This is a genomic window from Nesterenkonia sphaerica (assembly GCF_005771565.1).
GTDB lineage: Bacteria > Actinomycetota > Actinomycetes > Actinomycetales > Micrococcaceae > Nesterenkonia > Nesterenkonia sphaerica.
Genome location: NZ_VAWA01000002.1, coordinates 39652 through 62747, shown reverse-complemented (window position 1 = coordinate 62747; position 23096 = coordinate 39652). Strand labels below are relative to the sequence as shown.

The 23096-nt window shown below is 64.5% G+C and carries 20 protein-coding genes; 6 read left to right on the top strand and 14 right to left on the bottom strand.

Going from position 1 to position 23096, the window contains the following annotated elements; all coding sequences use genetic code 11:
* Positions 1-28: 28 nt before the first annotated feature.
* The 6 genes from hemW to FEF27_RS01770 all read right to left on the bottom strand — a co-directional run bounded on the left by hemW (position 29) and on the right by FEF27_RS01770 (position 5760).
* A complete protein-coding gene (hemW, locus tag FEF27_RS01795) occupies positions 29-1318 on the bottom strand; it encodes a radical SAM family heme chaperone HemW (RefSeq protein WP_138169121.1) in 1290 nt (429 codons plus the stop codon).
* Between the two features lie 12 nt (positions 1319-1330).
* Positions 1331-3190, bottom strand: a complete 1860-nt coding sequence (lepA, locus tag FEF27_RS01790) for a translation elongation factor 4 (RefSeq protein ID WP_138169120.1) — start codon at positions 3188-3190, stop codon at positions 1331-1333.
* Positions 3191-3282: 92 nt separating this feature from the next.
* A complete protein-coding gene (gene rpsT / locus FEF27_RS01785; protein WP_138169119.1) occupies positions 3283-3543 on the bottom strand; it encodes a 30S ribosomal protein S20 in 261 nt (86 codons plus the stop codon).
* A 241-nt stretch (positions 3544-3784) separates the two neighbouring features.
* Positions 3785-4783 (bottom strand): DNA polymerase III subunit delta, encoded by a 999-nt coding sequence (gene holA, locus FEF27_RS01780; RefSeq protein ID WP_138169118.1) that lies wholly within the window; start codon positions 4781-4783, stop codon positions 3785-3787.
* 36 nt (positions 4784-4819) lie between these two features.
* Positions 4820-5311: a redoxin domain-containing protein gene (locus FEF27_RS01775; protein ID WP_166429878.1), complete on the bottom strand. Its 492-nt coding sequence runs from the start codon at positions 5309-5311 to the stop codon at positions 4820-4822.
* Positions 5312-5322: 11 nt separating this feature from the next.
* Positions 5323-5760 (bottom strand): DUF3052 domain-containing protein, encoded by a 438-nt coding sequence (locus FEF27_RS01770; RefSeq protein WP_243728960.1) that lies wholly within the window; start codon positions 5758-5760, stop codon positions 5323-5325.
* A 172-nt stretch (positions 5761-5932) separates the two neighbouring features.
* Between FEF27_RS01770 and aceE the strand changes: the two genes are divergently transcribed.
* The 6 genes from aceE (at position 5933) to fabF (ending at position 13690) form a co-directional block, all read left to right on the top strand.
* Complete coding sequence (gene aceE, locus FEF27_RS01765) at positions 5933-8674, top strand: pyruvate dehydrogenase (acetyl-transferring), homodimeric type (protein WP_243728956.1); 2742 nt, start codon at positions 5933-5935, stop codon at positions 8672-8674.
* A gap of 41 nt (positions 8675-8715) precedes the next feature.
* The gene (locus tag FEF27_RS01760; protein ID WP_138169115.1) at positions 8716-9891 is read left to right on the top strand and encodes a PucR family transcriptional regulator; all 1176 of its coding nucleotides are present in this window, start codon (positions 8716-8718) and stop codon (positions 9889-9891) included.
* A gap of 108 nt (positions 9892-9999) precedes the next feature.
* Positions 10000-10938 carry an ACP S-malonyltransferase gene (locus FEF27_RS01755; protein WP_138169114.1) on the top strand — a complete coding sequence of 313 codons (939 nt, stop codon included), beginning with the start codon at positions 10000-10002 and terminating at the stop codon, positions 10936-10938.
* Between the two features lie 24 nt (positions 10939-10962).
* Positions 10963-12015: a beta-ketoacyl-ACP synthase III gene (locus tag FEF27_RS01750; RefSeq protein WP_138169113.1), complete on the top strand. Its 1053-nt coding sequence runs from the start codon at positions 10963-10965 to the stop codon at positions 12013-12015.
* Between the two features lie 56 nt (positions 12016-12071).
* The gene (locus FEF27_RS01745) at positions 12072-12317 is read left to right on the top strand and encodes an acyl carrier protein (protein WP_138169112.1); all 246 of its coding nucleotides are present in this window, start codon (positions 12072-12074) and stop codon (positions 12315-12317) included.
* Positions 12318-12445: 128 nt separating this feature from the next.
* Complete coding sequence (gene fabF, locus FEF27_RS01740) at positions 12446-13690, top strand: beta-ketoacyl-ACP synthase II (protein WP_138169111.1); 1245 nt, start codon at positions 12446-12448, stop codon at positions 13688-13690.
* A 69-nt stretch (positions 13691-13759) separates the two neighbouring features.
* On the opposite strand, the gene FEF27_RS01735 is transcribed toward fabF, so the two are convergent.
* From FEF27_RS01735 to FEF27_RS01700, 8 genes are all read right to left on the bottom strand, one after another.
* Positions 13760-14263, bottom strand: a complete 504-nt coding sequence (locus FEF27_RS01735; protein ID WP_138169110.1) for a DUF3145 domain-containing protein — start codon at positions 14261-14263, stop codon at positions 13760-13762.
* A gap of 141 nt (positions 14264-14404) precedes the next feature.
* A complete protein-coding gene (locus FEF27_RS01730) occupies positions 14405-15331 on the bottom strand; it encodes a tyrosine recombinase XerC (protein WP_138169109.1) in 927 nt (308 codons plus the stop codon).
* A gap of 86 nt (positions 15332-15417) precedes the next feature.
* A complete protein-coding gene (dprA, locus tag FEF27_RS01725; RefSeq protein WP_138169108.1) occupies positions 15418-16710 on the bottom strand; it encodes a DNA-processing protein DprA in 1293 nt (430 codons plus the stop codon).
* Between the two features lie 20 nt (positions 16711-16730).
* Complete coding sequence (locus FEF27_RS01720; RefSeq protein ID WP_138169107.1) at positions 16731-18287, bottom strand: YifB family Mg chelatase-like AAA ATPase; 1557 nt, start codon at positions 18285-18287, stop codon at positions 16731-16733.
* Positions 18284-18655: a YraN family protein gene (locus tag FEF27_RS01715; protein ID WP_138169106.1), complete on the bottom strand. Its 372-nt coding sequence runs from the start codon at positions 18653-18655 to the stop codon at positions 18284-18286. The genes FEF27_RS01720 and FEF27_RS01715 overlap by 4 nt, the downstream gene beginning before the upstream one ends.
* A gap of 580 nt (positions 18656-19235) precedes the next feature.
* On the bottom strand, positions 19236-20003 hold the full coding sequence (locus FEF27_RS01710; protein WP_138169105.1) for an enoyl-CoA hydratase: 768 nt from the start codon (positions 20001-20003) through the stop codon (positions 19236-19238).
* Position 20004: 1 nt separating this feature from the next.
* Positions 20005-21453, bottom strand: coding sequence for a solute carrier family 23 protein (locus FEF27_RS01705; protein ID WP_138169104.1), 1449 nt, complete (start codon positions 21451-21453; stop codon positions 20005-20007).
* Positions 21454-21506: 53 nt separating this feature from the next.
* Positions 21507-23087 (bottom strand): AMP-binding protein, encoded by a 1581-nt coding sequence (locus FEF27_RS01700; RefSeq protein WP_138169103.1) that lies wholly within the window; start codon positions 23085-23087, stop codon positions 21507-21509.
* Positions 23088-23096 lie beyond the last annotated feature (9 nt).

Sequence of the window (23096 nt, the reverse complement as noted above, 5' to 3'; positions counted from 1 at the left end):
ATTTGACATATATAACCCTATAAGGTTGTTACGAGTGGGCGAGGCGGCGGGTCACCGCATCGGCCAGCAGCCGGCCGTTCAGCGTCAGCACCACGCGACCCAGCGGGAACTCCGCCGAGGGGCCCGCCGCGCCGGCCTCGGCCAGACCCTCCTGAACCAGCTGATGCACCTGCTCAGCGGTGATGGGGGCGGCCGCCCCCTGTCGGATCTGGGGCAGGGCGTTGAACTTCGCCACATCTAGCCCCTCGGCAATCCGCAGCCGCAGCATAAGGTGCTCCAAGACCTGGGCCTGCGCATCGAGCAGCTCCCGGCCGTGCCCCGGGGAGACGCCCTGCTGGACACGCTGCGCATAAGGTGCCGGATGTTTGACGTTCCACCATCGCATGCCTGCCAGATGCGAGTGCGCCCCCGGGCCCGCCCCCCACCAGTCCGTGTCCTGCCAGTAGTGCAGGTTGTGCTTGGACCGGGTGTGGGGTCCGCGGGAGAAGTTGGAGACCTCGTACCACTGGTAGCCGGCGGCGCTGAGCAGCTGGTCGGTGACCACGTACTTATCCGCCTGATCATCGGGATCGATATCCGCCAGCTCGCCGCGCCGGATCTTGGCGGCCATGGCCGTGCCGTCCTCCACAATCAGCGAGTATGCGCTGATGTGGTCCGGCTGCAGTTCCACAGCAGTCTCGAGACTGCGCTTCCAGTCCTGCAGCGACTCCCCCGGTGTGCCGTAGATGAGATCCAGCGAGGTCTGCAGTCCCGCCGCACGCGCCGCCGCGTGCGCGGCGGGCACGTTCTGCGGATCGTGGGTGCGGTCCAAGGTCTTCAGCACATGCGGCACAGCCGACTGCATGCCTATGCTCAGCCGGGTGAAACCCGCTTCGGCGAGCATCTGCGCTGATTCCGCGCTGACCGTGTCAGGGTTGGCCTCGGTGGTGACCTCAGCCCCGGCCGCGAAACCGAAAAGCTCCTGGGCCCGGCGGAGGATCAGCGCGAGGTCTTCGGCGGGCAGCAGTGTGGGGGTCCCGCCGCCGAAGAAGACGGTGGACAGGGCACGCTGTGGGGCCCCGGCGGCGTCGAGCGTGGTGCGCGCGAACTCCAGTTCGCCCACCACGGTCTCCGGGTAGGACTGTCGGGAGGCCCCTGGGCCCAGATCTGCGGCAGTGTAGGTGTTGAAGTCGCAGTATCCGCAGCGGACCGAGCAGAAGGGAATGTGCACGTAGAGCCCGAACGGCGTCTCCCCCCGCCCCGGCAGTGCGCGCCGCACCTCAGGGGGGAATCCGCCGTCGGCGGGCACCGGGTCACCCAGTGGCAGGGATGCCGGCATACGCCACCACGGTCACTTCTTGGCCTTCTCCTTGGCTTTGCCCTCGTCTGAGCTCAGCGCGGCGATGAACGCTTCCTGCGGCACCTCCACGGTGCCGACCATCTTCATCCGCTTCTTGCCCTCCTTCTGCTTCTCCAGCAGCTTGCGCTTGCGGCTGATGTCGCCGCCGTAGCACTTGGAGAGGACGTCCTTGCGGATGGCTCGGATGTTTTCGCGGGCGATGATGCGGGAGCCGATGGCGGCCTGGATGGGCACCTCGAACTGCTGACGCGGGATGAGGTCTTTGAGCTTGGAGGCCATCTTCACCCCGTAGGCGTAGGCGTGGTCCCGGTGGGTGATGGCGCTGAATGCGTCGACCCGGTCACCCTGGAGCAGGATCTCCACTTTGACCAGGTCAGCGGCTTGGTCGCCGGAGGCCTGCCAGTTCAGCGAGGCGTAACCTTTGGTGCGGGATTTCAGCTGGTCGAAGAAGTCGAAGACGATCTCCGCCAGGGGCATGGTGTAGCGTATCTCGACCCGCTCCTCGGAGAGGTAGTCCATCCCGTCCATGGAGCCGCGCCGGGCCTGGCACAGTTCCATCACCGCCCCGATGTACTCCGCGGGGACAATGATGGTGGCATCCACAATCGGTTCACGAATCTCGGCGATCTTCCCGTCGGGGAACTCTGAGGGGTTGGTCACCTCGTGCCGCTCCCCGGATTCGTCGGTGACCTGGTAGATGACGTTCGGGGCGGTGGAGATCAGGTCTAGGTTGTACTCCTGCTCCAGGCGCTCCCGGGTGATCTCCAAGTGCAGCAGCCCCAGGAATCCCACGCGGAAGCCGAAGCCCAGTGCGGTGGAGGTCTCGGGTTCAAAGTTCAGGGCGGCGTCGTTGAGCTGAAGCTTTTCCAGCGCTTCCCGCAGGACCGGGAAGTCCGAGCCGTCGAGCGGGAAGAGCCCGGAGAACACCATGGGCTTGGGCTCCTGATACCCGCCGATGATGGACTCGGCGGGCCGGGCCGCAGAGGTCACGGTGTCCCCGACCTTGGACTGCCGCACATCCTTCACCCCGGTGATGAGGTATCCGACCTCACCGACGCCGAGGCCGTCGGTGGCCTCCGGCTCGGGGCTGGAGACACCGATCTCCAACAGCTCATGGGTGGCTCCGGTGGACATCATCTTGATCTTCTCGCGGCGCCCGAGCTGACCGTCGGTGACCCGTACGAAGGTCACCACCCCCCGGTAGGTGTCGTAGACGGAGTCAAAGATCATCGCCCGCGCCGGGGCCTCGGCGTCTCCCTCGGGGGCGGGGACCTCCTCGACAATCCGGTCCAGCAAGTCCTCGACCCCTTCTCCGGTCTTGCCGGAGACCCGCAGGACCTCGGAGGAATCACAGCCGATCAGGTGGGCCAGCTCCTCGGCATACTTATCCGGCATGGCCGCCGGCAGGTCGATCTTGTTGAGCACTGGGATGATCGCCAGCTCGTGCTCCATTGCCAGGTAGAGGTTGGCCAGCGTCTGCGCTTCGATGCCCTGAGCGGCGTCGACCAACAGGATGGCACCTTCGCAGGCGGCCAAGGAGCGGGAGACCTCGTAGCTGAAGTCCACATGCCCGGGGGTGTCGATCATGTGGAAGGCGTAGGTCTGTCCCTGGCAGTCCCAGGGCATGCGCACTGCCTGGGACTTGATGGTGATCCCGCGTTCGCGCTCGATGTCCATCCGGTCCAGGTACTGGGCCTTCATCTGGCGGGGTTCAACGACCCCGGTAAGCTGCAGCATCCGGTCGGCGAGGGTGGATTTGCCGTGGTCGATATGCGCGATGATGCAGAAGTTGCGGATCGCGCGGGGGGAGGTCTGAGCGGGCACCAGTGGTGTGCTGGCCTTCGGACTCACGTGTTCAATCCGTCCTTCGCGTAGGGGTCAGTCCATCATAAAGCTAAGGCCCCGCACGGTTTCACGTGCGAGGCCCCGGCTGAAGTGTCGGTTCAGACCGACTGCACCAGGTGCGCGATGCCGGACTTCCGGTTAGCGGCCTGGTTCTTGTGGATGACACCTTTGGAGACCGCCTTGTCCAGCTTGCGGCTGGCCTCCCGGTTGGCGATGACTGCGGCGTCCTTGTCACCAGCGTCGACGGCAGTGCGGACCTTCTTGATAGCGGTCTTGATGTCGGACTTGACCGCCTGGTTGCGCTGACGGCGCTTTTCGTTGGTGATGACGCGCTTCTTCTGCGACTTGATGTTTGCCACGGGTGAATTCCTTAAGGTTCTTGTGCTTATTCTGGCGAGCACTGTCCTGACGCCCCCAGTGGGGGCGCGGCGACGACGGAAGTTTTCAGTGGTGTGGGGCACCTTGGCGATCCACGCTGGGCTCTTCAGGTAGAGGGGCCCATGAGCTCAGCGTGCTGTTTGCCGTCGCCGGACAGCGCAGGGGCCATCATCGACCCCGGACACTAGCACCATATCTTAGCAGACTGGCACCTCAGGCGACTCATTGGGACAGCTGATCGGTGATGCGGGAGATGGCCTTCTCCACGGCGTACTCCGGGGTTCTGGAGACACCTTTGACCTCCGCATCAGCCTGCGCCACCGCCTCCACCGCCTCAGCGGCCTGCCGTGGGCCCCATCGGCGGGCGGCCTCGGCAGCCTGTTTCAGTTGCCAGGGCGCCAGCTTCAGAGTCTGAGCCAACTCGGCCTGCGAGCCGCGGTGGTCCACCAGGGCTGCGACCTGCCGCGCCTTCATAGCCAGCGCGGCGGTGACCGCGACCGGTGACACCCCGGTGGCGATCGCGTGCCGGTACAGCCGCAAGGCGGACTCTCCCCGCCCCGCGAACGTGGCGTCAGCGACCTTGAAGGCTGAGGCCTCCACACGGCCTCCGAAGTACTTGTCGACGTGCTCCGCGGTGATCTCCGCCGGAACATCGCGCATCAGCTGCTGGCACGCGCTGCCCAGATCCGACAGCGTGGAACCGGCTGCGGAGACCAGTGCGCGGGCGGCGTCCGGATGGATCACCCGCTGTGCGGCGCGGAACTCTTGGCGGACGAAGTCGAGTTTGTCATTGTCGCTCTTCACGGTGGAGCAGTCGACGACGACGCCCCGGGCGCTGAGCGCATCCACCAGCTTCTTGCCCCGGTTGCCGCCGCTGTGCCGGCACACCAGGGTGACCTCGGGGTCGGCCGGCTCGTCCAGGAAGCGGAGCATGTCTTCGAGGAAGATCTCGTTCATCTGGGCCAGATCCTCGGCCACAATCAGCCGCGGCTCTCCGAAAAGTGAGGGCGAAGCCAAGGTGGTCAGCTCTCCGCGAGTGGCCTCGGCGGCGTCGAACCGGGTGTATTCCAGGTCTGGGTGGCGGGCTTTCAGCACCGCACGGACCCGGTCCAGAGCGCGGGTGGCCACATAGTCCTCTGGGCCCTTCAACAGCATCAGCGCAGCCGGTTCCACGGTGCGGAAGTCCGCTTCCGGTGCGCGGCGGGATGATCGGGGCGGCATAGTGGGATCCTATCGGGACGAACCGGACCGGGAGGTCTACCCGGCCTGGTCCTGGCGGAGTTCGCGGACAGCGCTGAGCACCTCGGCGAGGTCACGGGAAGTGGAGAACTCAGCCGCGACCCTCCGGTGCAGGCGCAGCTGGTCATCGAGGATCCAGGTCTCCCGGCGCGGGCAGCCCTTCTGCGCGTCGAAGGCGCCATAGGCCTCTGCCGCGGCGCCATGGGGCCAGAAGTCACTGAGCAGGTCGAACTCCACCCCACCGAGCTCGTCGGCATAGGCGCGCAGGGTGTGGATGCTGTCGCAGGAAATGGCGCACACGCGCAGGCCCAGGGCGGTGATCTCGGACCAGCGGCTGTTCAGCTCGGCCAGTTCGGCGCTGCAGACGCGGCTGAAGGCGAAGGGGTAAAACATCAGCACGCTGGGCCTCCCGCGCAGCTGGGCCAGGTCCACGGTCTCGCCGTGCTGATTGCGCAGCAGGAAGTGCGGTGCCGGCGCGCCCGGGTGCAGGGTGGGTGTCGCGGACTTCACCGCAGCCGCGCCTAGGACCAGGTCTTGCGGTGGACCAAGCGGCTGGCCGCCCAGTCGGAACTGACACCGGCGGAGGAGGTCACGTGGAGTCCTGCATCAGTCGCGGCATCTTGGATCTCCACCGGTGGCACGTATCCGGTGCGGCCGGAGCGTGGGGTCATCAGCCACACTGCACCCCCCTCATCCAGGGTGGTCAGTGCGTCGAGCAGCGCATCGGTGAGGTCCTCCTCACCGGAGCGGAACCACAGCAGGACCGCGTCCACGACCTCCTGCTCATCCTCATCGAGCAGCGGCTCATCGAGCAGCTCATCCAGCGCGTCCCGAAGGGCATCGTCGACGTCGCTGTCGGCACCTATCTCCTGTACCAGGGCATCGGACCGCAGCCCGAGCTCCTCCAGCAGCGTCTTGTTGTCGACAACATTCGTGGCGGCATCATTGTTCAGTCCCACAACCCCAACGTTACGCGGGTTTCCCCCCGGGCGGAAAGTGCGACACATTGTTAAACGGTAGAGTTGCATCGCACACTGGGTCTGTCCGCCACCCACGCGGCACGGATCGCCCTCTCGAAACACGGCTCTGCCACCGCGGGGCCCGTACTACAACGTCAGAAAGGTGCCCACTGTGAGCGCTGGCGAGGAGACATCCCACATTCGAAGCGGCCTGATCGACCAGCTTCCGGACATGGACCCAGAAGAGACCGGTGAATGGATCGAGTCATTGGACCAGCTGGTCGAGGCTCATGGCACCGAGCGGGCCGAGTACATCATCCGTGCGCTGCTGCAGCGTGCCGGTGCTAAGTCCATCGGCGTACCGATGGTCACCACCACTGACTACGTCAACACCATCCCGGTGGATCAGGAGCCGGAATTCCCCGGTGACGAGGACATGGAGCGGAAGTACCGCAGGCTGCTGCGCTGGAATGCTGCGGTGATGGTGCACCGGGCGCAGCGGGAGGACATCTCGGTCGGTGGCCACATCTCCAGCTACGCCGGCGTCGCCACGCTCTACGAGGTCGGTCACAACCACTTCTTCCGCGGTGCTGACCATCCCGGCGGCGGCGATCAGATCTTCTTCCAGGGACACTCCTCCCCCGGCAACTATGCCCGCGCCTTCCTGGAGGGGCGGCTGACCGAGGAGCACCTGGACGGTTTCCGCCAGGAGGTCTCCAAGGCTCCCTACGGGATCAGCTCCTACCCGCACCCGCGGCTCATGCCCGAATTTTGGCAGTTCCCCACTGTCTCCATGGGTCTGGGCCCGATGAATGCGATCTATCAGGCGCAGTTCAACCGGTATCTGCACAACCGTGGAATCCGGGACACCTCGGAGCAGAATGTGTGGGCGTTCCTGGGCGACGGCGAGATGGACGAACCGGAATCCCGTGGGCTGCTCCAACTTGCCGCCAATGAGAAGCTGGACAACCTGCACTTCGTCATCAACTGCAACCTGCAGCGGCTGGACGGGCCGGTGCGCGGCAACGGCAAGATCGTCCAGGAGCTGGAAGCCTTCTTCCGCGGGGCCGGCTGGAACGTCATCAAGGTCCTCTGGGGCCGTGAATGGGACCACCTGCTGGATCAGGATCAGAGTGGGGAGCTGGTCCAGATCATGAACGAAACCCTGGACGGCGACTATCAGACCTACAAGGCCGAGTCCGGTGCCTTTGTGCGGGAGCACTTCTTCGGCCGCTCGGCCAAGACCAAAGAGATGGTCGCCAACATGTCCGATGATGAGATCTGGGGTCTCAAGCGCGGAGGCCACGACTACAAGAAGGTCTACGCCGCCTATAAGGCCGCTGTGGAGACTCAGGGCAAACCGACCGTCATCCTCGCCCAGACCATCAAAGGCTACGGGCTGGGTCCGAGCTTCGAGGGCCGCAACGCGACCCACCAGATGAAGAAGCTCACCGTGGACGACCTCAAGCGCTTCCGCGACACCCTGCGCATCCCGGTCACCGACGAGCAGATTGAAGCTGATCCCTACCAGGTGCCCTACTACCACCCAGGGGAGGACTCCGACGAGATCGGCTACATGCGCAAGCGCCGCGAGCAGCTTGGCGGGGCCCTGCCGGAGCGTCGAGTGCGGACCAACACCCTTCAGCTGCCCGGCGACAAGGCCTATGCCGGGGCCAAGAAGGGCTCCGGCAAGCAGCAGGCGGCCACCACTATGGCGTTCGTCCGGCTGCTGAAGGACCTGATGCGTGAGAAGAACTTCGGCGACCGCATCGTCCCGATCGTGCCCGATGAGGCCCGGACCTTCGGGATGGACTCCTTCTTCCCCACCGCCAAGATCTACAACCCCAAGGGTCAGAACTACCTGTCGGTGGACCGGGAGCTGATGCTGGCGTACAAGGAGTCAGCGCAGGGCCAGCTGCTGCATCCCGGGATCAACGAGGCCGGAGCCACCGCCGCATTCACCGCGGCAGGAACCAGCTACGCCACGCACGGCGAGGCGATGATTCCCTTCTACATCTTCTACTCCATGTTCGGTTTCCAGCGCACCGGGGACTCCTTCTGGGCCGCGGCGGATCAGATGGCTCGCGGGTTCATCATCGGAGCCACCGCCGGGCGCACCACGCTGACCGGTGAGGGCCTGCAGCACGCTGACGGGCACTCCCCCATCCTGGCCAGCACCAACCCGGCAGTGAAGCACTTTGACCCGGCCTTCGGCTACGAGATCGCCCACATTGTGCAGAACGGCCTCTATGAGATGTATGGCGATCACGACGGCGATCACAACATCATGTACTACATCACCGTCTACAACGAGCCCGTCACGCACCTGCCGGAGCCTGAGGACCTGGACATTGAGGGCGTCAAGCGCGGGATCTACAAGCTGAAGGCCTCGGAGCTGAGCGCTGAGTCAGGCGCGGACAATAAGGCCCAGCTGTTGGCCTCCGGAGTCTCAGTGCCCTGGGCGCTGGAAGCCCAGCGGCTTCTGGCCGAGGACTGGTCGGTCTCGGCTGATGTGTGGTCGGTGACCAGCTGGAATGAGCTGCGCCGCCAAGCGCTGCAGGTGGAGCAGGAGACCATGATGGACCCGGAGCGGGAGCCGGAGGTTCCCTTCGTCGCCCAGCAGCTGGAAGGCGCCGAGGGTCCGATCATCGCCTCCACGGACTACACCGCCGCGGTGCCGGACCAGATCCGTCAGTTCGTGCCCAACGCCTTCGCCAGCCTCGGTGCTGACGGCTTCGGGTTCTCCGACACGCGGGCAGCAGCGCGCCGGCACTTCAAGATCGATGCCCACTCCATGGTGGTGCGTGCCCTGCAGATGCTGGGCAAGACCTCTGAGGCGGAGCAGGCCATGAAGCAGTACCAGCTGGCTGACCCCAAGGCGGGAACCTCCGGGACTGCCGGAGGAGACGCCTAGGCTTCTGGTTGTAGACACCCCACAACCTAGGGTGTGAAGATATGAGTCTCGACACCGGGCAGCTGCCCAAAACAGTGCACGTCTCCGAGGAGGCGCTGGAAGTCCTGCGCAGCAACATCGGGCAGCTCATCACGGAGGTGGGCCAGCAGCTGGAGTCCAGGCTGCCCTGGTACAACCAGCTCTCCACCGAGGAGCGCGCCTCGCTGCGGCTGATCGCCCAGCGTGGCATCGCCGGACTGGCCAATTGGCTGCGGGACCCCGCCGCCCGCTCCCTGCCGCTGGTCAACGAGCTGCTGGGGCCCGCACCGACCGATCTGATGCGCACCATCAGCCTGCAGCGCGCCCTGCAGCTGATCCGCACCATTGTTGACGCGGTGGAGGACCGGCTGCCGGGCCTGATGCCTGAGCCGGACCAGCCCCCCATGCTGGAGGCGGTGCTGCGGTACTCCCGCGAGGTCGCCTTCGCCATTGCTGATGTCTACGCCCGCGCAGCCGAGTCCCGGGGCGCCTGGGACTCCAGGCTGGAGGCGCTGCTGGTGGACGCGGTGCTGCGCGCAGAGCCTGCCGAGCAGATCGCCTCTCGAGCCGCAGCGGTGGGCTGGCAGTCTGGGGCCGGCGTCGTCGTGGTAGTGGGTTCCGCCCCCGAGCAGGCGGATGCGGTGTTCCTGTCCCATCTGCGCCGCCAATGCGTGCGCTTCGCCGCTGACGCTGTGGTGGGTGTCCAGGGCGATCGCCTGATCCTGCTGTTGGGCGGAGTCAGCAGCGTGGAACAGGGCTTGAGCCGCATTCTGCCGCACTTCGGCGAAGGGCCTGTGGTCTACTCCGAGCACGAGGGTCCGATCGCTCAGGCTGCCCGCTGCGCCCAGTCCGCGTTCGCCGGCTGCTCGGCAGCCCCAGCGTGGAGTCGCACCCCCCGGCCGGCGGCGGCCGAGGAGCTGCTGCCAGAGCGCGCACTGGCCGGGGACCCGCACGCGAAGGAGGCTCTGACTTCCGGGATCTGCACCCCGCTGGAGGCAGCGGGGCACGGCCTGCTGGAGACGGTCGACGCCTATGTCAACGGCGGACACTCGCTGGAGGCGACCGCCCGGGAGCTGTTCGTGCACACCAACACCGTCCGGTACCGGCTCAAACGCATCACCGAGGTCACCGGCTGGGACCCCATGGAACCGCGGGATGCCTATGTGCTGCACACGGCGCTGTCCCTGGGCCGCCTGTGAGGAAGAACCGCAGGTCCGGACCGTTGTAGGGTACCTACAAGTTCATGCTGGCGATCTCGTCTGCCGGAATGGGGGCATGAGAGCCCCGGTGATGGAAAGGTGTACCGTGTGCTAGCTATTGTGTGCCCGGGCCAAGGTTCCCAGACTCCGGGGGTTCTGACCCCCTGGTTGGAGAACGACGACGCCGCCTCGGCGCGGCTTGCTGATTACTCTGAGTACGCAGGAACTGACTTACGTGCCCACGGCACCACCTCCGATGAGGAGACCCTACGCAATACCGCAGTGGCGCAGCCGCTGATTGTGGCCTGCTCGCTGCTCAGCGCTCATGCGCTGGGACTGACTCCAGAGCGGCTGGCTGAGCTGGGCGAGAAGGTCCTGGTCTCAGGCCACTCCGTGGGTGAGATCCCCGCCGCCGCCTTAGCCGGAGCCCTCACTGACCAGCAGGCACTGGAGCTGATCGCAGTGCGCGCCGCCGCCATGGCTGAGGCCGCCGCTGCAGAGCCCACCGGGATGGCCGCGGTTCTCGGCGGCGCCGAGGACGAGGTGCTCCACGCCATCGACGCCGCCGGGCTGACCCCGGCGAACATCAACGGGGCGGGGCAAATTGTGGCAGCCGGAGCCCAAACAGGTATTGACCAGCTCTGCGCCAATCCCCCGGCGCGGGCTCGGACCATCCCGCTGAAAGTGGCCGGAGCCTTCCACACTCACTACATGGCACCGGCCCAGCAGGCATTGGCCGCCGCTTCCGCCGCCAGCCACACCGCTGATGCCGCCGTGCCGCTGCTGTCCAACCGGGACGGCGCGGCTGTGCGCTCAGGTTCAGAGATTATGGACCGCATCGTGGACCAGGTCACTCGCCCGGTGTGCTGGGACGCTTGCATGGACTCCATGCGGGCCGCCGGGGTCACCGGGATCCTGGAGCTGCTTCCCGGCGGGACGCTCACCGGGCTGGCCAAGCGCGGGCTCAAAGGCACCAAGACCTTCGCCGTGAAGTCCCCCGAGGACCTCAGCGCCGCCGCTGATTTCATCGCAGAACACACCGCCTGAAGCCCCCGACTGAAGAGACTCGCCGTGACCGTGACCCTGAACCCCACCATCGCCGCTGAGGCCACCGCCGTGCTTGGCCTGGGCGTCTACCGCCCCTCCCTGGTGGTGGACAACGAGCAGATCTGCCAGTGGATCGACTCCTCCGACGAATGGATCCGCCAGCGCACCGGCATTGTCACCCGGCGCCGGGCGCCGGCGGATGTCTCTGTGGTGGACATGGCTGAAGCCGCTGCCGCTGAGGCACTGCAAGACGCAGGAATCGATGGCTCACAGGTGGATTCGGTGATCGTTTCCACGGTGACGCACCCCTTCATGACGCCCTCTGCCGCGGCAGACCTCGCCCACCGCATCGGGGCCACCCCTGCGGCGGCCTTCGACATCTCCGCGGCGTGCGCCGGTTACTGCTACGGAGTCGCTCAGGCTGACGCCCTGGTCCGTTCCGGGCACGCGGAGCATGTGCTGGTGGTGGGCGTGGAGAAGCTCTCCGACATCATCGACAACCATGAGCGGACTATCAGCTTCCTGCTCGGTGATGGGGCTGGCGCGGTCGTCGTCGGACCCTCCTCCACTCCGGGAATCGCGGCCTCCGTGATCGGCTCCAATGGGGAGAAGTGGGGGGCGGTGTCCATGGACAGCTCGCTGCTGAGACTGCGGGACGCGCTCTTTGACGCCCATACCTCTGGAGATGCTACGGCGCTGTTGGACCGGGAGCAGCGCCTGTGGCCGACGTTGCGCCAGGACGGGCAGACCGTGTTCCGCTGGGCCGTGTGGGAGATGGCGAAAGTCGCCGCTGAAGCCCTCGAGAAGGCCGGGGTCTCCGCCGATGACCTCGCGGCGTTTGTCCCTCATCAAGCGAATATCCGCATCATTGACGAGCTGGCCAAACAGCTCAAGCTGCCTGAGCATGTGCTGGTGGGGCGCGACATCGTCGACGCCGGCAACACCTCAGCGGCCTCGATCCCGCTGGCGCTGCACCGGCTGCGGGCTGAGAATCCCGACATTTCCGGGGGTCTGGCCCTGCAGATCGGTTTCGGCGCGGGCCTGGTCTACGGCGCACAAGTGATCCGTATCCCGTAAGTTAGACACGCACGTTTTTTGCACACCCGACCCAACACAGATGAGAGGAGCCCCTAGTGGCTGACAAGAACGCAATCCTTGCCGGACTGGCTGAGATCGTGGAGGAGGAGACCGGCGTCGAGACCGAGGAAGTCCAGCTGGACAAGTCCTTCACCGAGGATCTGGATATCGACTCCATCTCGATGATGACCATTGTGGTCAACGCCGAAGAGAAGTTCGACGTGAAGATTCCCGACGAGGAGGTCAAGAACCTGGCCACCGTCGGTGACGCGGTGGACTACATCGCCAACGCTGCCGGCTGATTCCTCCGCGTCTCGCCAGTCGCAGGGTGTGGGGGTTGCCAACCAGCCCCCACACCCCTCACTTCAACGCCCGTGGCAGCCTCAGCCACCGGGCAGACCGCTCCATCCTCAGCAGGTAGGAAAGTTCCATGTCGAAACGTCTCGTTATCACCGGACTCGGTGCCACCACTCCCCTGGGCGGTGATGTGAAAAGCACCTGGGATGCCGCTCTGGCCGGAACTCCCGGCGCGAAGACACTTGAGCACGACTGGGTCGAGCAGTACCAACTGCCGGTGACGTTCGCCGCTGAGGTGGCGGTGGAGCCGGCAGAGGTGCTTTCCCGGCCGGAGACCCGGCGGATGGACCGCTCCACGCAGCTGGGCATGATCGCCGCCCGTGAGGCGTGGGCCGATGCTGGCCTGACTGATGTTGAGCTCGACGGCGAACGCCTCGGGGTCAGCTTCGCCACCGGGATCGGTGGGGTCTGGACGCTGCTGGACTCCTGGGACACCCTGCGGGAGAAGGGTCCGCGTCGGGTGCTGCCCATGACTGTGCCGATGCTGATGCCGAACGGGGCCTCCGGGGCGATCAGCCTGGCCTTTGGCGCCAAGGCAGGAGCCCGCACAGCCGTCTCCGCCTGCGCCTCCGGGGTGGAGGCCCTGATCATGGCCATGGACATGCTTCGTGCAGGTGATGTGGACGTGGTTCTTGCCGGCGGCACCGAGGCCGCCATCCACCCGCTGCCGTTGGCCGCCTTCGCAAACATGCAGGCGCTCTCCCGCCGCAATGATGACCCCGCGGCGGCCTCCCGGCCCTATGATGTAGACCGCGACGGGTTTGTGATGGGTGAGGGTGCCGGTGCCCTGGTGATTGAGACCCAGGAGCACGCTGAGGCCCGCGGCGCCACCGTGTACGCCGAGTTGGCGGGCGGGGCCGTCACCTCTGATGCTCACCACTTGACGGCCCCCGATCCGGAGGGGTTGGGTGCCACGCGCGCACTTCGCCGGGCACTGGCCTCGGCTGACGCTGCGGAGGGTGACGTGACTCACGTCAACGCCCACGCCACCTCCACTCCGCTGGGCGATGTTCCGGAGTACACCGCCATGAAGTCTGTCTTCGGCTCTCATCTGGATTCGGTGTGCGTTTCCGCCACCAAGTCACAGACCGGCCATCTGCTCGGCGCCGCTGGCGCCGTGGAGTCCGTCTTCACCGTGAAGGCACTGGCAGATCGCAAAGCTCCGGTCACCATCAACCTGGAGAACCAGGATCCGCAGATCCCGCTGGATGTGGTCGCCGGCAGCCCCCGTGAACTGGGCAGCGGTCCGCAGGTTGGCATCTGTTCAAGCTTCGGCTTCGGCGGGCACAACGCTGTGGCCGCTTTCCGCAGCGTCTGAGTACGCAGCCGCAGGGGTGCCCGGGGCTCCTCGACGAGGGCTCCGGCCCTCAGAATGGTGTGGTGAGGGTCAGACGGCGTGGCTGAGCCAGCGCACCGGTGCTCCCTCAGCTGCATGCCGGAAGGGTTCGAGCTCCTCATCCCAGGCCTCGCCGAGCGCCAGTGAGAGCTCCTGGTACATCACTGTGGGGTCGCCGACCCCCAATTCGTAGGCGTACCGGATCCGGTCTTCGGAAACCATGATGTTCCCGGCGGTGTCGACGGTGGCGTGGAAGATGCCCAGTTCGGGGGTGTGCGACCAGCGGGAGCCGTCGCAGCCGGCGGATGGCTCCTCGGTCACTTCGAAACGCAGATGCCCCAGGGAGCGCAGTGCTGAGGCGAGCTTGGCGCCCAGGCCCTGCCTGCCCTGCCACGTCAGCTCGGCACGCTGAGTTCCGGGTGCGGCAGGCTGTTCAACCCACGCAAAATTGACCCGGGCATCCACAACGGACGCTACTGCCCATTCAACGTGAGGGCAGAGCGCGCTGGGCGCCGAGTGGATGTGCAGGACACCCCTGGCTACATAATCCGACATTTCCAACCTCCACATGTGCATCTCGGTACGTCTTCCCCAACGACCGGGAGTGCGTGTGCTGTGAAGGCACGTCTGTGACATCTTAACAGGTATGCGCCGTTTGCGGCACCGCTGGCGGTAAGTAAATCCGGTGGGTGTCGCTCAGGCGCGGGGGTGGGCCTGAGCGTACGCTTGGGTGAGGCGATCCACCGAGATGTGGGTGTAGACCTGGGTGGTGGACAGGGACGCGTGTCCGAGCATTTCTTGCACTGTGCGCAGGTCAGCCCCACCGTCGAGGAGGTGAGTCGCCGCGCTGTGACGCAGCGAGTGCGGGCCCCGCGCGGCGGTGGTTCCCAGGGCGGCAAGGCTCTCGTCGACCACCCGGCGGACCACTCGCACGTCGATGCGCGCCCCCCGCTGGCCGAGGAATAGTGCTGGGCCACTGTCGGGGCGGCTCAGGATCTTCCGCGCCTGCTGGATCCATCTGTGCAGTGCCTTCTCTGCGGGGCGGCCGAAGGGGACCATTCTCTCTTTGCGGCCTTTCCCCAGGACGCGCAGCATGCGGCGGTGGGTTTCCACCGAGGTCAGGTCTAGGCTTGTCAGCTCGGAGACCCGGATCCCGGTGGCGTAGAGCACCTCAATGATAGCTTCATTGCGCACTGCCACGGCCCAGCCGGTGGGGTCAGCCTCCCGGAGGTGCTCGTAGGCTTCTCTGAGGTGCTGCGCGGAAGCAGTCAGCTCCTGGACGTGCGTGGCTTGGAGCACCTCGGGTAGGTGCTGGCTGCGCGGAGCGGACCGGAGCCGCACGGCGGGGTCCTCCTTGAGATGCCCGCGCTTATGGGCCCATCCGGTGAAAGCTCGCACAGAGGCGGTCTTCCGGTTCAGCGTGCTGCGGGCCAGTCCGGCAGCGTGCAGTTCGGCCAGCCAGGTTCGTAGTGAGGCCAGTTGGAGCTTCGCCAGCCCGCCTGCGTGTGCGCTGAGCTGCAGAAGATCACTGGCATAGCCCCGCACAGTGTGTTCGGACAACCGCCGCTGGTGACGCAGATGAGCCACGAACTCCTCCAGCAGCGGATCCGTTGGTTCCTCCATACTGCGAAGTCTAGGCACACTCTGGGCCGGAGTCTGCCCAGCGCGCCGGTGCGCCAAGCCGAGGGCACCTCTGGAGGCTCACCCACTTACCCTGAGGACTGCGGCGCGGGGTGATATCCCGCCCGTCCCCACCCAGCAGTGGTGCGGCGGACCAGCTTCTTCCGCTCCAGCCGGGTCAGGGCGCCGAAGATGTGCGGAATCGGAAGGCCAGCGACCTCGGAGAGACGGCTTGGGGTGGTGGCGCTGCGGACCGGAAGTGCGTCATAGATCCGGCGGTCGATGTCACCCAGGCCGTCGGTGGCAGACTCGCCCAGGGGCTTGGAGGCGCCCTCCGGTGCGGGGTGGCCGTCGGGTGCCGCGAGCACCCCCGCAGCGTCTGCTGCCACCAGCTCCATCACATCTGCGGCGTCGGTGACCAGCTGGGCCGGGGTATGGCGCAGCAGCCGGTGGCATCCGGCGGAGCTGGCGGAGTGCACACTGCCGGGAACTGCGCCTACCGGCCGGCCGATGTCCATGGCGTGATGTGCGGTCGACAGCGCGCCGGAGCGCCATCGTGCTTCGACCACTACCGTCGCCGCAGCAAGCGCCGCGATGAGCCGATTGCGTTGCAGGAACCTGTGCCGGGTCGGCGCTGAGCCGGGAGCCATTTCGCTGAAGATGATGCCGCGGTCCATGACGGCGTGCAACAGCCGTTCGTTTCCAGCCGGGTAGAGCCTGTCGACGCCTCCGGCGAGCACTGCCACGGCCGGCCTCTGCTCCTCATCAGCTCCCTCCAACGACCCACGGTGTGCCGCGGCGTCGATCCCGTATGCCCCGCCGGAGACGACACTGACGCCATGGGCAGCCAGTTGCCGCGCAGTCTCCCAGGCCACCTGTGCCCCATAGTCAGTCATCTCCCGCGAACCCACCACAGCCACGCTGCGCGCCGGGTGGGGCAGACGTGCTGGCGCTTCAATGTACGGGTCGGACTCCCCTGGGGCGACTCTGAACCACAGCGCCACCGGCTGGGCGGCTCCCAGATCGTGGAGCTGCCGGGGCCAAGCCGCGTCCTCGGGAATGAGGAGTCCGCCGCCCCGGCGGCGCAGGGAGTCCAGCATGCGCCTGTGCCCCGTCTGGCCACGCCGGGTGCGCCACCTCTCCAGCGCCGGGGCCAGTTTCCGCTGGCGCGCGGTGAGCCCGGCCGTCTCGGCTGCTTCACCCACCTGCTGCTGGACACGGTCGCTGGGCCCAGTCCCGGAGCGGATAAGATCCAGCGCAGGCTCAGCTCCCAGGGCGCTGACCGTCAGGGAGCCCAGCAGGTCCCCTGGCTCGATGAGCCGGCTGAGGTCCGCCCGTGCCTGCCTGATGCTCTCGGGTGCCCATGCCGGGGTGTCATCCATGAGGTGGATCTCCTTTTCGGTCAATGCCGGGCGGCGGCGTGGCGCAGGTGCATGGCGATGTCGATGTCGTCCTGGTCTGGGTGGTCCTTGAGCGCGATGTCCGCGACAGTCCAAGCCAGCCGGAGCACTCGAACATAGCCGCGTAATGAGAGTTGGGCCCGGTCCAGACTCGCATCCAATGCGCGGAGGCAGCGGCGTGGCAGCCGCAGCTCGTGGGACAGAAGGTTCAGCGGGGCTTCACTGTTCAGCCCCAGGCCGTATCGGCTCAGTCGCTGCTGTTGGCGGTGGCGGGCCTGCTGGACTCTGTGCGCCACCGCCGCCGAGGACTCTCCTGGGTCCGCCAGCGCCAGCGCTGCCGAGTGGGGGCGGTCAACCTGAACCTGAAGGTCAATCCGGTCCAGCAGTGGCCCGGAGAGCCGACTGAGGTAGTTCCTGCGCTGCGCCACCGAGCAGATGCACTGTCTGCCGTTGCCCACGTTCATCCCGCAGGGGCATGGGTTGGCCGCCAGCACGAGCTGGAACCGGGCGGGATAGGTGACTTGTCCCGCTGAGCGGTGCAGGGTGATGGTCCCGGTCTCCAGCGGTTGGCGCAGCGAATCCAGGACGTGCCGGTGAAACTCGGGTGTCTCATCCAGGAACAGCACCCCGAGGTGAGCCCGGGTGGCGGCTCCAGGTCCTGGGATCCGGTTTCCTCCGCCGAGTATTGACGCTGCAGTGGCGCTGTGGTGAGGTGACTCGAACGGCCGGCACCTCTGCAGCCGGGTCACACTGCTTGCCCCGGAACTGATCGAGGCGATCGCTGTGGCGACCATGGACTCGTCTTGGTCCAAGGGCGGGAGGATGGAGGGCAGCCGTTCGGCGAGCATCGTCTTCCCTGCTCCGGGGGCGCCCATCAGCAGCATATGGTGACCACCGGCGGCGGCGATCTCCAGTGCGAAACGGGCTTCCTGTTGGCCGCGGACGTCGGCGAGGTCCTGGCTGTACTCCGCCGGCGGAGCCACTGTGGTGTCAGCGCCGCCCGTGCGCTGCTCCACGACCTCCTCGCTGGGGCGCAGGATACGTGCGGCCTTAGGGGTACGGAAGTGGTGGGCCATTGGCAGCACGTGTGACGCCGACAGTACCTCCACGCCGGGCACCAGTGCCGCTTCCGCGGCGTTCTCCGCTGAGACGACGACGGTGCGCGCGCCATCTGCGGCGGCGGCCGCCACGGCAGGCAGGACACCATTGACCGGCCGGAGTCTGCCGTCGAGGCCGAGCTCGGCCAAGAAAATGACCTCGGCGGTGCCACGCATATACCCGTCGGCTGCCCAGGCGCTCATCAGGATGGCCAGATCAAGTCCGGATCCGGACTTCGGCAGAGAGGCCGGGAAGAGGTTAACGGTGAGCCGCCGGCGGGGCAGGTCCAGCCCGGTATTTTTCGCTGCCGACCGAATGCGGTCCTGGCTCTCCCGCAGAGCCGCATCCGGTAAGCCCAGCAGCACGAAAGCCGGCAGGGTCTGACCGATATCGGCTTCCACTTCGATCACCCGGCCCTCCATACCGATCAGTACCACTGATCGTGCCCGCCCCATCGTCATGGGAGGTCCTTCAGATGCTCGACTTCAGCCGAGGCGGCATGCGCGGCGGACGTATGCGGCAGCATCACCGCAATCACATCAATGCGGCTGCGGGTGGGACGCAGCTGCGACTGCGACGCGTATTCCAGCAGCAGCCGCTGCAGGCGGCGAAGCTTCTGCTCGGAGACCGCCTCAAAGGGGTGCCCATAGCCGAGGCCCCTCCGGGTCTTGACCTCTACGGCCACCAGATCGGAGCCATCGAGGGTGATGAGGTCGAGCTCGCCGGTGGTGGTGCGCCAGCGCCGCTCCAGGATGCGATGACCGCTCTGAAGCAGGTACTCGGCAGCCTTGTCCTCCCCCAGCAGCCCCGTACGATCCTTGCTGCGCATACCCCGCTCCTTTCACTGGTCTGTGCGAAACAGACTGCGCGAAGCGACGTTTCCACCCCACCGGGTGACGCCCGGCTGTGGATACGCCCGGCGCGTCAAACGCCCGGGCGCAAAGTGTGGAGAACCAACAGTCCTCCCCGTGACCGGAGGTGCTGGGGCTGAGCACATTGGAAAATTCATACACAGGCAATTTGTCCCGTAGCCTGCGATCATTAGACTCAGCAGAATTGCGGATCGACTCGTATACGCCGACATTCTGAGTTCGTCTGGCAGTACCGGCTTCAACACCAGCAGCTTGATCAAGGTCTTCAGCTCCTGCGAATTTAGCGACCTGTAAACATTGCGGTGGGCCCAAGAATCCTCGGTAATTGGGCTCCGGCCAGTCGATAATTCCAGCAACTACACCGTATTGAAACGCTACTGACCGAGCCCGGTACTATTTCGGGCTAGGTGGGTAACAGACCTTAGCTGCGAAAGCAGTCCCGGCCGTGCGAGTTTGAACGTGCGTTCCGGAAGGCCGAAGCGCTAGGTCAAATAGCAGAGGTCTGAGTGTCCCCCAGTGGAAATTGCTACGTGACGTTCAATGGTTACGCCACACTGGTGTCCGCTTCTCTAAGAATGCGCCCATGCCCTCCTGGGCGTCGTCAGCCAGGGCATTGGTGGCCATCACCTCAGCCATCTCCGCATAAGCCTCCGGTTGGGGAAGGTCTGCTTGTTTGTAGAACGCTTGTTTACCGACCCTAAGCGTCATTGAACTGGCGGCAGAAACCTGTTTTCCGAGCTCCCGAACGCGCAAATCTAGACTCTCTGGGGAAACTACTTCATTGATTAGGCCCCAGTCCGCAGCCGTGGCTGCAGAGACCGGTTCACCCGTAAGCAACATCTGCAGGGCGCGCTTGCGACCGATTGCCCGCGTGACCGCAACCATGGGTGTCGAGCAGAACAATCCAATCTTGACTCCAGGAGTACTGAAAACTGCCGAATCACTGGCGATTGCCATGTCGCAGGTCGCCACTAGCTGACAGCCAGCGGCCATAGCCGGTCCCTGAACTGCAGCAATGACTGGCTGCCGGAGTTGCTGGATCGTTTCCATCATCACATTGCATAGCTCAAATATCGAGTGTTTTTCCTCTATCCCACGCCCGATCATTTCCCGGAGGTCGTGACCGCTCGAGAAAACCGGCCCGCGGGCATTAATGATGATGCAGCCTGCTGATTCAGCCTCACTGAGGTTCTGCAAACCAGCGATTATCTCGTTCATGGCCTGCGTTGAGAGAGCATTGCGCTGGTTGGGGTTATCCAGGGTGAGGACTCCCAGACCTTCACTGACGTCGGTGGTAACCGGCATGCTAGTCGTCCTTGGGCTTCTCGTGATCGCCGTGGTCGTCCTCCGCAGGTTGCTCCGTGCTAGAGGAGCTAGTCGCAGTGTCGGGTCGGCGAGGCTCCGTCTTCGTCTTACTCTCTTTTCCGCTCCATTCGATGAGGAAATACAAAGCCAACCCCACTGCTACGCCGGCAATGGCTCCGTGCAGAGCGAGTACAACTGCCGTAACACCAGCAACGCCGCGCTGCGTCGTCGTAGTAATTTGCCCCATCCCGACAGCGATCGTTACGTAACCGGTCAATACCAGGGTAAGGGCCAGCGTTAACGGCAGCACAGGTTGAAACACGGTGACCAAAGGCAGAACAAAGAGCGCGATGAAGCCGGCAATCCAGAAGCTTCCCATTCCTCCATGTATGGAGTCCATCGGTTTCCGACCAATGTTGTATTTGCCCAACCTGTACCTAGCGACAATCGCCGCATGGGGAGCGGTAAAAACCGGGCCCGCCAAACCTGGGTACGGCGCGAAGAACGAATGCAGCAGATTCCTCAGGGAAGTCACTAGGTGCAGGCGAGTCAGTCCTGCGTCGATCTTCTCGTCCGGACGATCCTCATCCGCCTGCTGGATGAGGGCATTGCCCACGATCATATCTCCGAATGCTATGACGTAGGCGATCAGCGCTGTGGGGACTGCCAAGAGGAAAACTTCCGGAGAGGGGAAACCGACTGTGAAGGGCAAGTAGCTCCACATACCAACAAAGTCTGGCGAGGTAATGCCCCATTCAACTTCAGGACGCGGGAACTCACCGAAGACGTAGGCCACTACAACGCCGACGATGATCGCCGGAGCCAGACCGTAGCTTGAAATCACGCCGAGAATCTGATTCTTTCCTGCATAATACAAGAACGTTTTCGAGTAGAGAAAGCAAAGGGCAAGCAAAGCACCTACTGTAAGCGAGATTGGTGCGTCAAAGAAAATTTCACCCTCGCCGACTTCTCCCATGATGGCAGCGATGCCCGCGCCGATAAGAATTCCTGCTTTAATGGAGGCTGGGACAGCTCGAATAAGCTTCTCTCCCCACCTGGTGATACCGAGAATAAACATTATTAGAAAGACTAGAAACTGCAAAGCAAAGAGCGCCTGTATAGATTCTGGTCCGGGCTCGAAATCCCCCAAGAACAACACCACTACGGGAATGGCAGGTGTGATCCATCCAGGCACCATGGGGACACCCAGCAGGGTGGGAAGAAGAAACCCCACGCCACAGACCACAACATAGGCTAGGGCAATGTCATAGGGGACACCCAGATATTGCTCCAGAAGAGGAATCATGCCCAGGCTGACTACGAACAAAATCAACCCCTGAACAAACTCCGCTGCCTCAAGGCGGTAGTGCACCAAAGGGAGCCTCACCTTGAAGGGCCCAAGGCCCCAGTATGGTTGTTCTGAACCTGGCTCACGCTCATAGATGGCCATTAGGTTTCCTCATCTCGTTTCTCGGTACGGGCCGTGTCGCACACACGGTCGTGTTACTTGCCAGCTCGTAACGTATGCTTGCGAATCTTGCCGGTAGCAGTACGTGGGAGCTCCTCGACGAATTCGATGCGGTCAGGGACCTTGAACTTTGCTAGCCGCTCCCCACAGTGCGCGCGTAGAGATTCCTCCGAGACTTCAGAGCCGGCGCGGACCACGACGTAAGCAACAGGACGCTCCCCCCACTTTTCATGTTGAACTCCGACGACTGCCACGTCGCTGACGCCGGGATGAGCTTGAAGTGTTTTCTCCAGCTCAATGGAAGAAATGTTCTCGCCGCCTGAGATAATGATGTCCTTGGCTCGGTCTTTTAGTTCGACGTAACCGTCCGGGTGCATGACCCCCAAGTCGCCAGTGTGGTACCAGCCACCTCGGAAGGCTTCTTCCGTCGCCTCCGGGTTCTTGAAGTAACCCGTCATCACCCCATTTCCCCGCAGGACCACCTCCCCGAGAGTTTCACCATCCGAAGGGAGGTCATTCATCAGTTCGTCGACTACTCTGGTCTCACCCGCGTGAATCATAGGAACACCCTGTCGCGCCATTAGCAGAGCTCGGTTCCGTGGCTCGTGATCCTCCCACGCCTCTTGGGGTTCACAAATAGTAAATGGTCCATAGACCTCCGTCAGCCCGTAAACATGGACCGGAGTGATATTCAAAGCTTCTAGCTTTTCGATAATGGACGGCGGCGGGGCAGCGCCCGCCGTCGTCATTCGAATCTCCTGTTCCACGGGGTCGGCCTCTTCAGCATCGACGATGGTCGCGCACACGACTGGCGCCCCACATAAGTGAGAGACTTGTTCCCGTCTGAAAGCCTCCCAGATCGCATCCGCGCGCACTGCTCGGAGGCAGAGGTGTGTACCTCCTGCAGCGGTAACCGCCCAGGGAGTGCACCAGCCGTTGCAGTGAAACATGGGCAGTGTTGCCAAGTAGCGGGTGGACGCATCGTAGCCGTTGTGGATGACCTCTCCTAGCGAGCTCAGGTGGGCTCCACGATGAGAGTACACAGCACCTTTTGGCGCACCGGTGGTTCCAGATGTGTAGTTCAGGGTGATCGGGGCCGCCTCATCCTGCACCCCCCATCTGAAGTCAGGCGCACCCGCTCCACTTTCGAGAAATTCGGAGTAGTCGACCACCGACGTGTCGCTCGTGCCTTCAAAGCCAGCTTGCCGGTCGACGACCTCAACGACTGTCGGAGGGCTTGGCATGCCCTCCACGACGCTGGCGATCTTCTCAGTGACTTCAACGTCGACCAGCACTAAGCGCGATTCAGAATGCTGAAGAATGTACTCAAATTCTCCTGGTGCCAAGCGGGGGTTCAACGGGGAAAGCACCCCGCCCGCCAGCGGCACAGCGAAGTGTGCGATCAGCATCTCCGGAACGTTGGGAGCCACCACAGTGACCACGTCCCCGACCTCGATGTGCTTGTGTATGGCCTTAGCCTGGCGCTGCACCTCTTCGCCGAATTCACGGTATGTAAGGCGCCGACTCCGGTATATAATCGCTTCGCGCTCGGGGAAGACCGAGGCACTTCGACCCAAGAAGGAGAGTGGGGTCAAAGGTTCAAAGTTTGCGTGCATGACAATCTC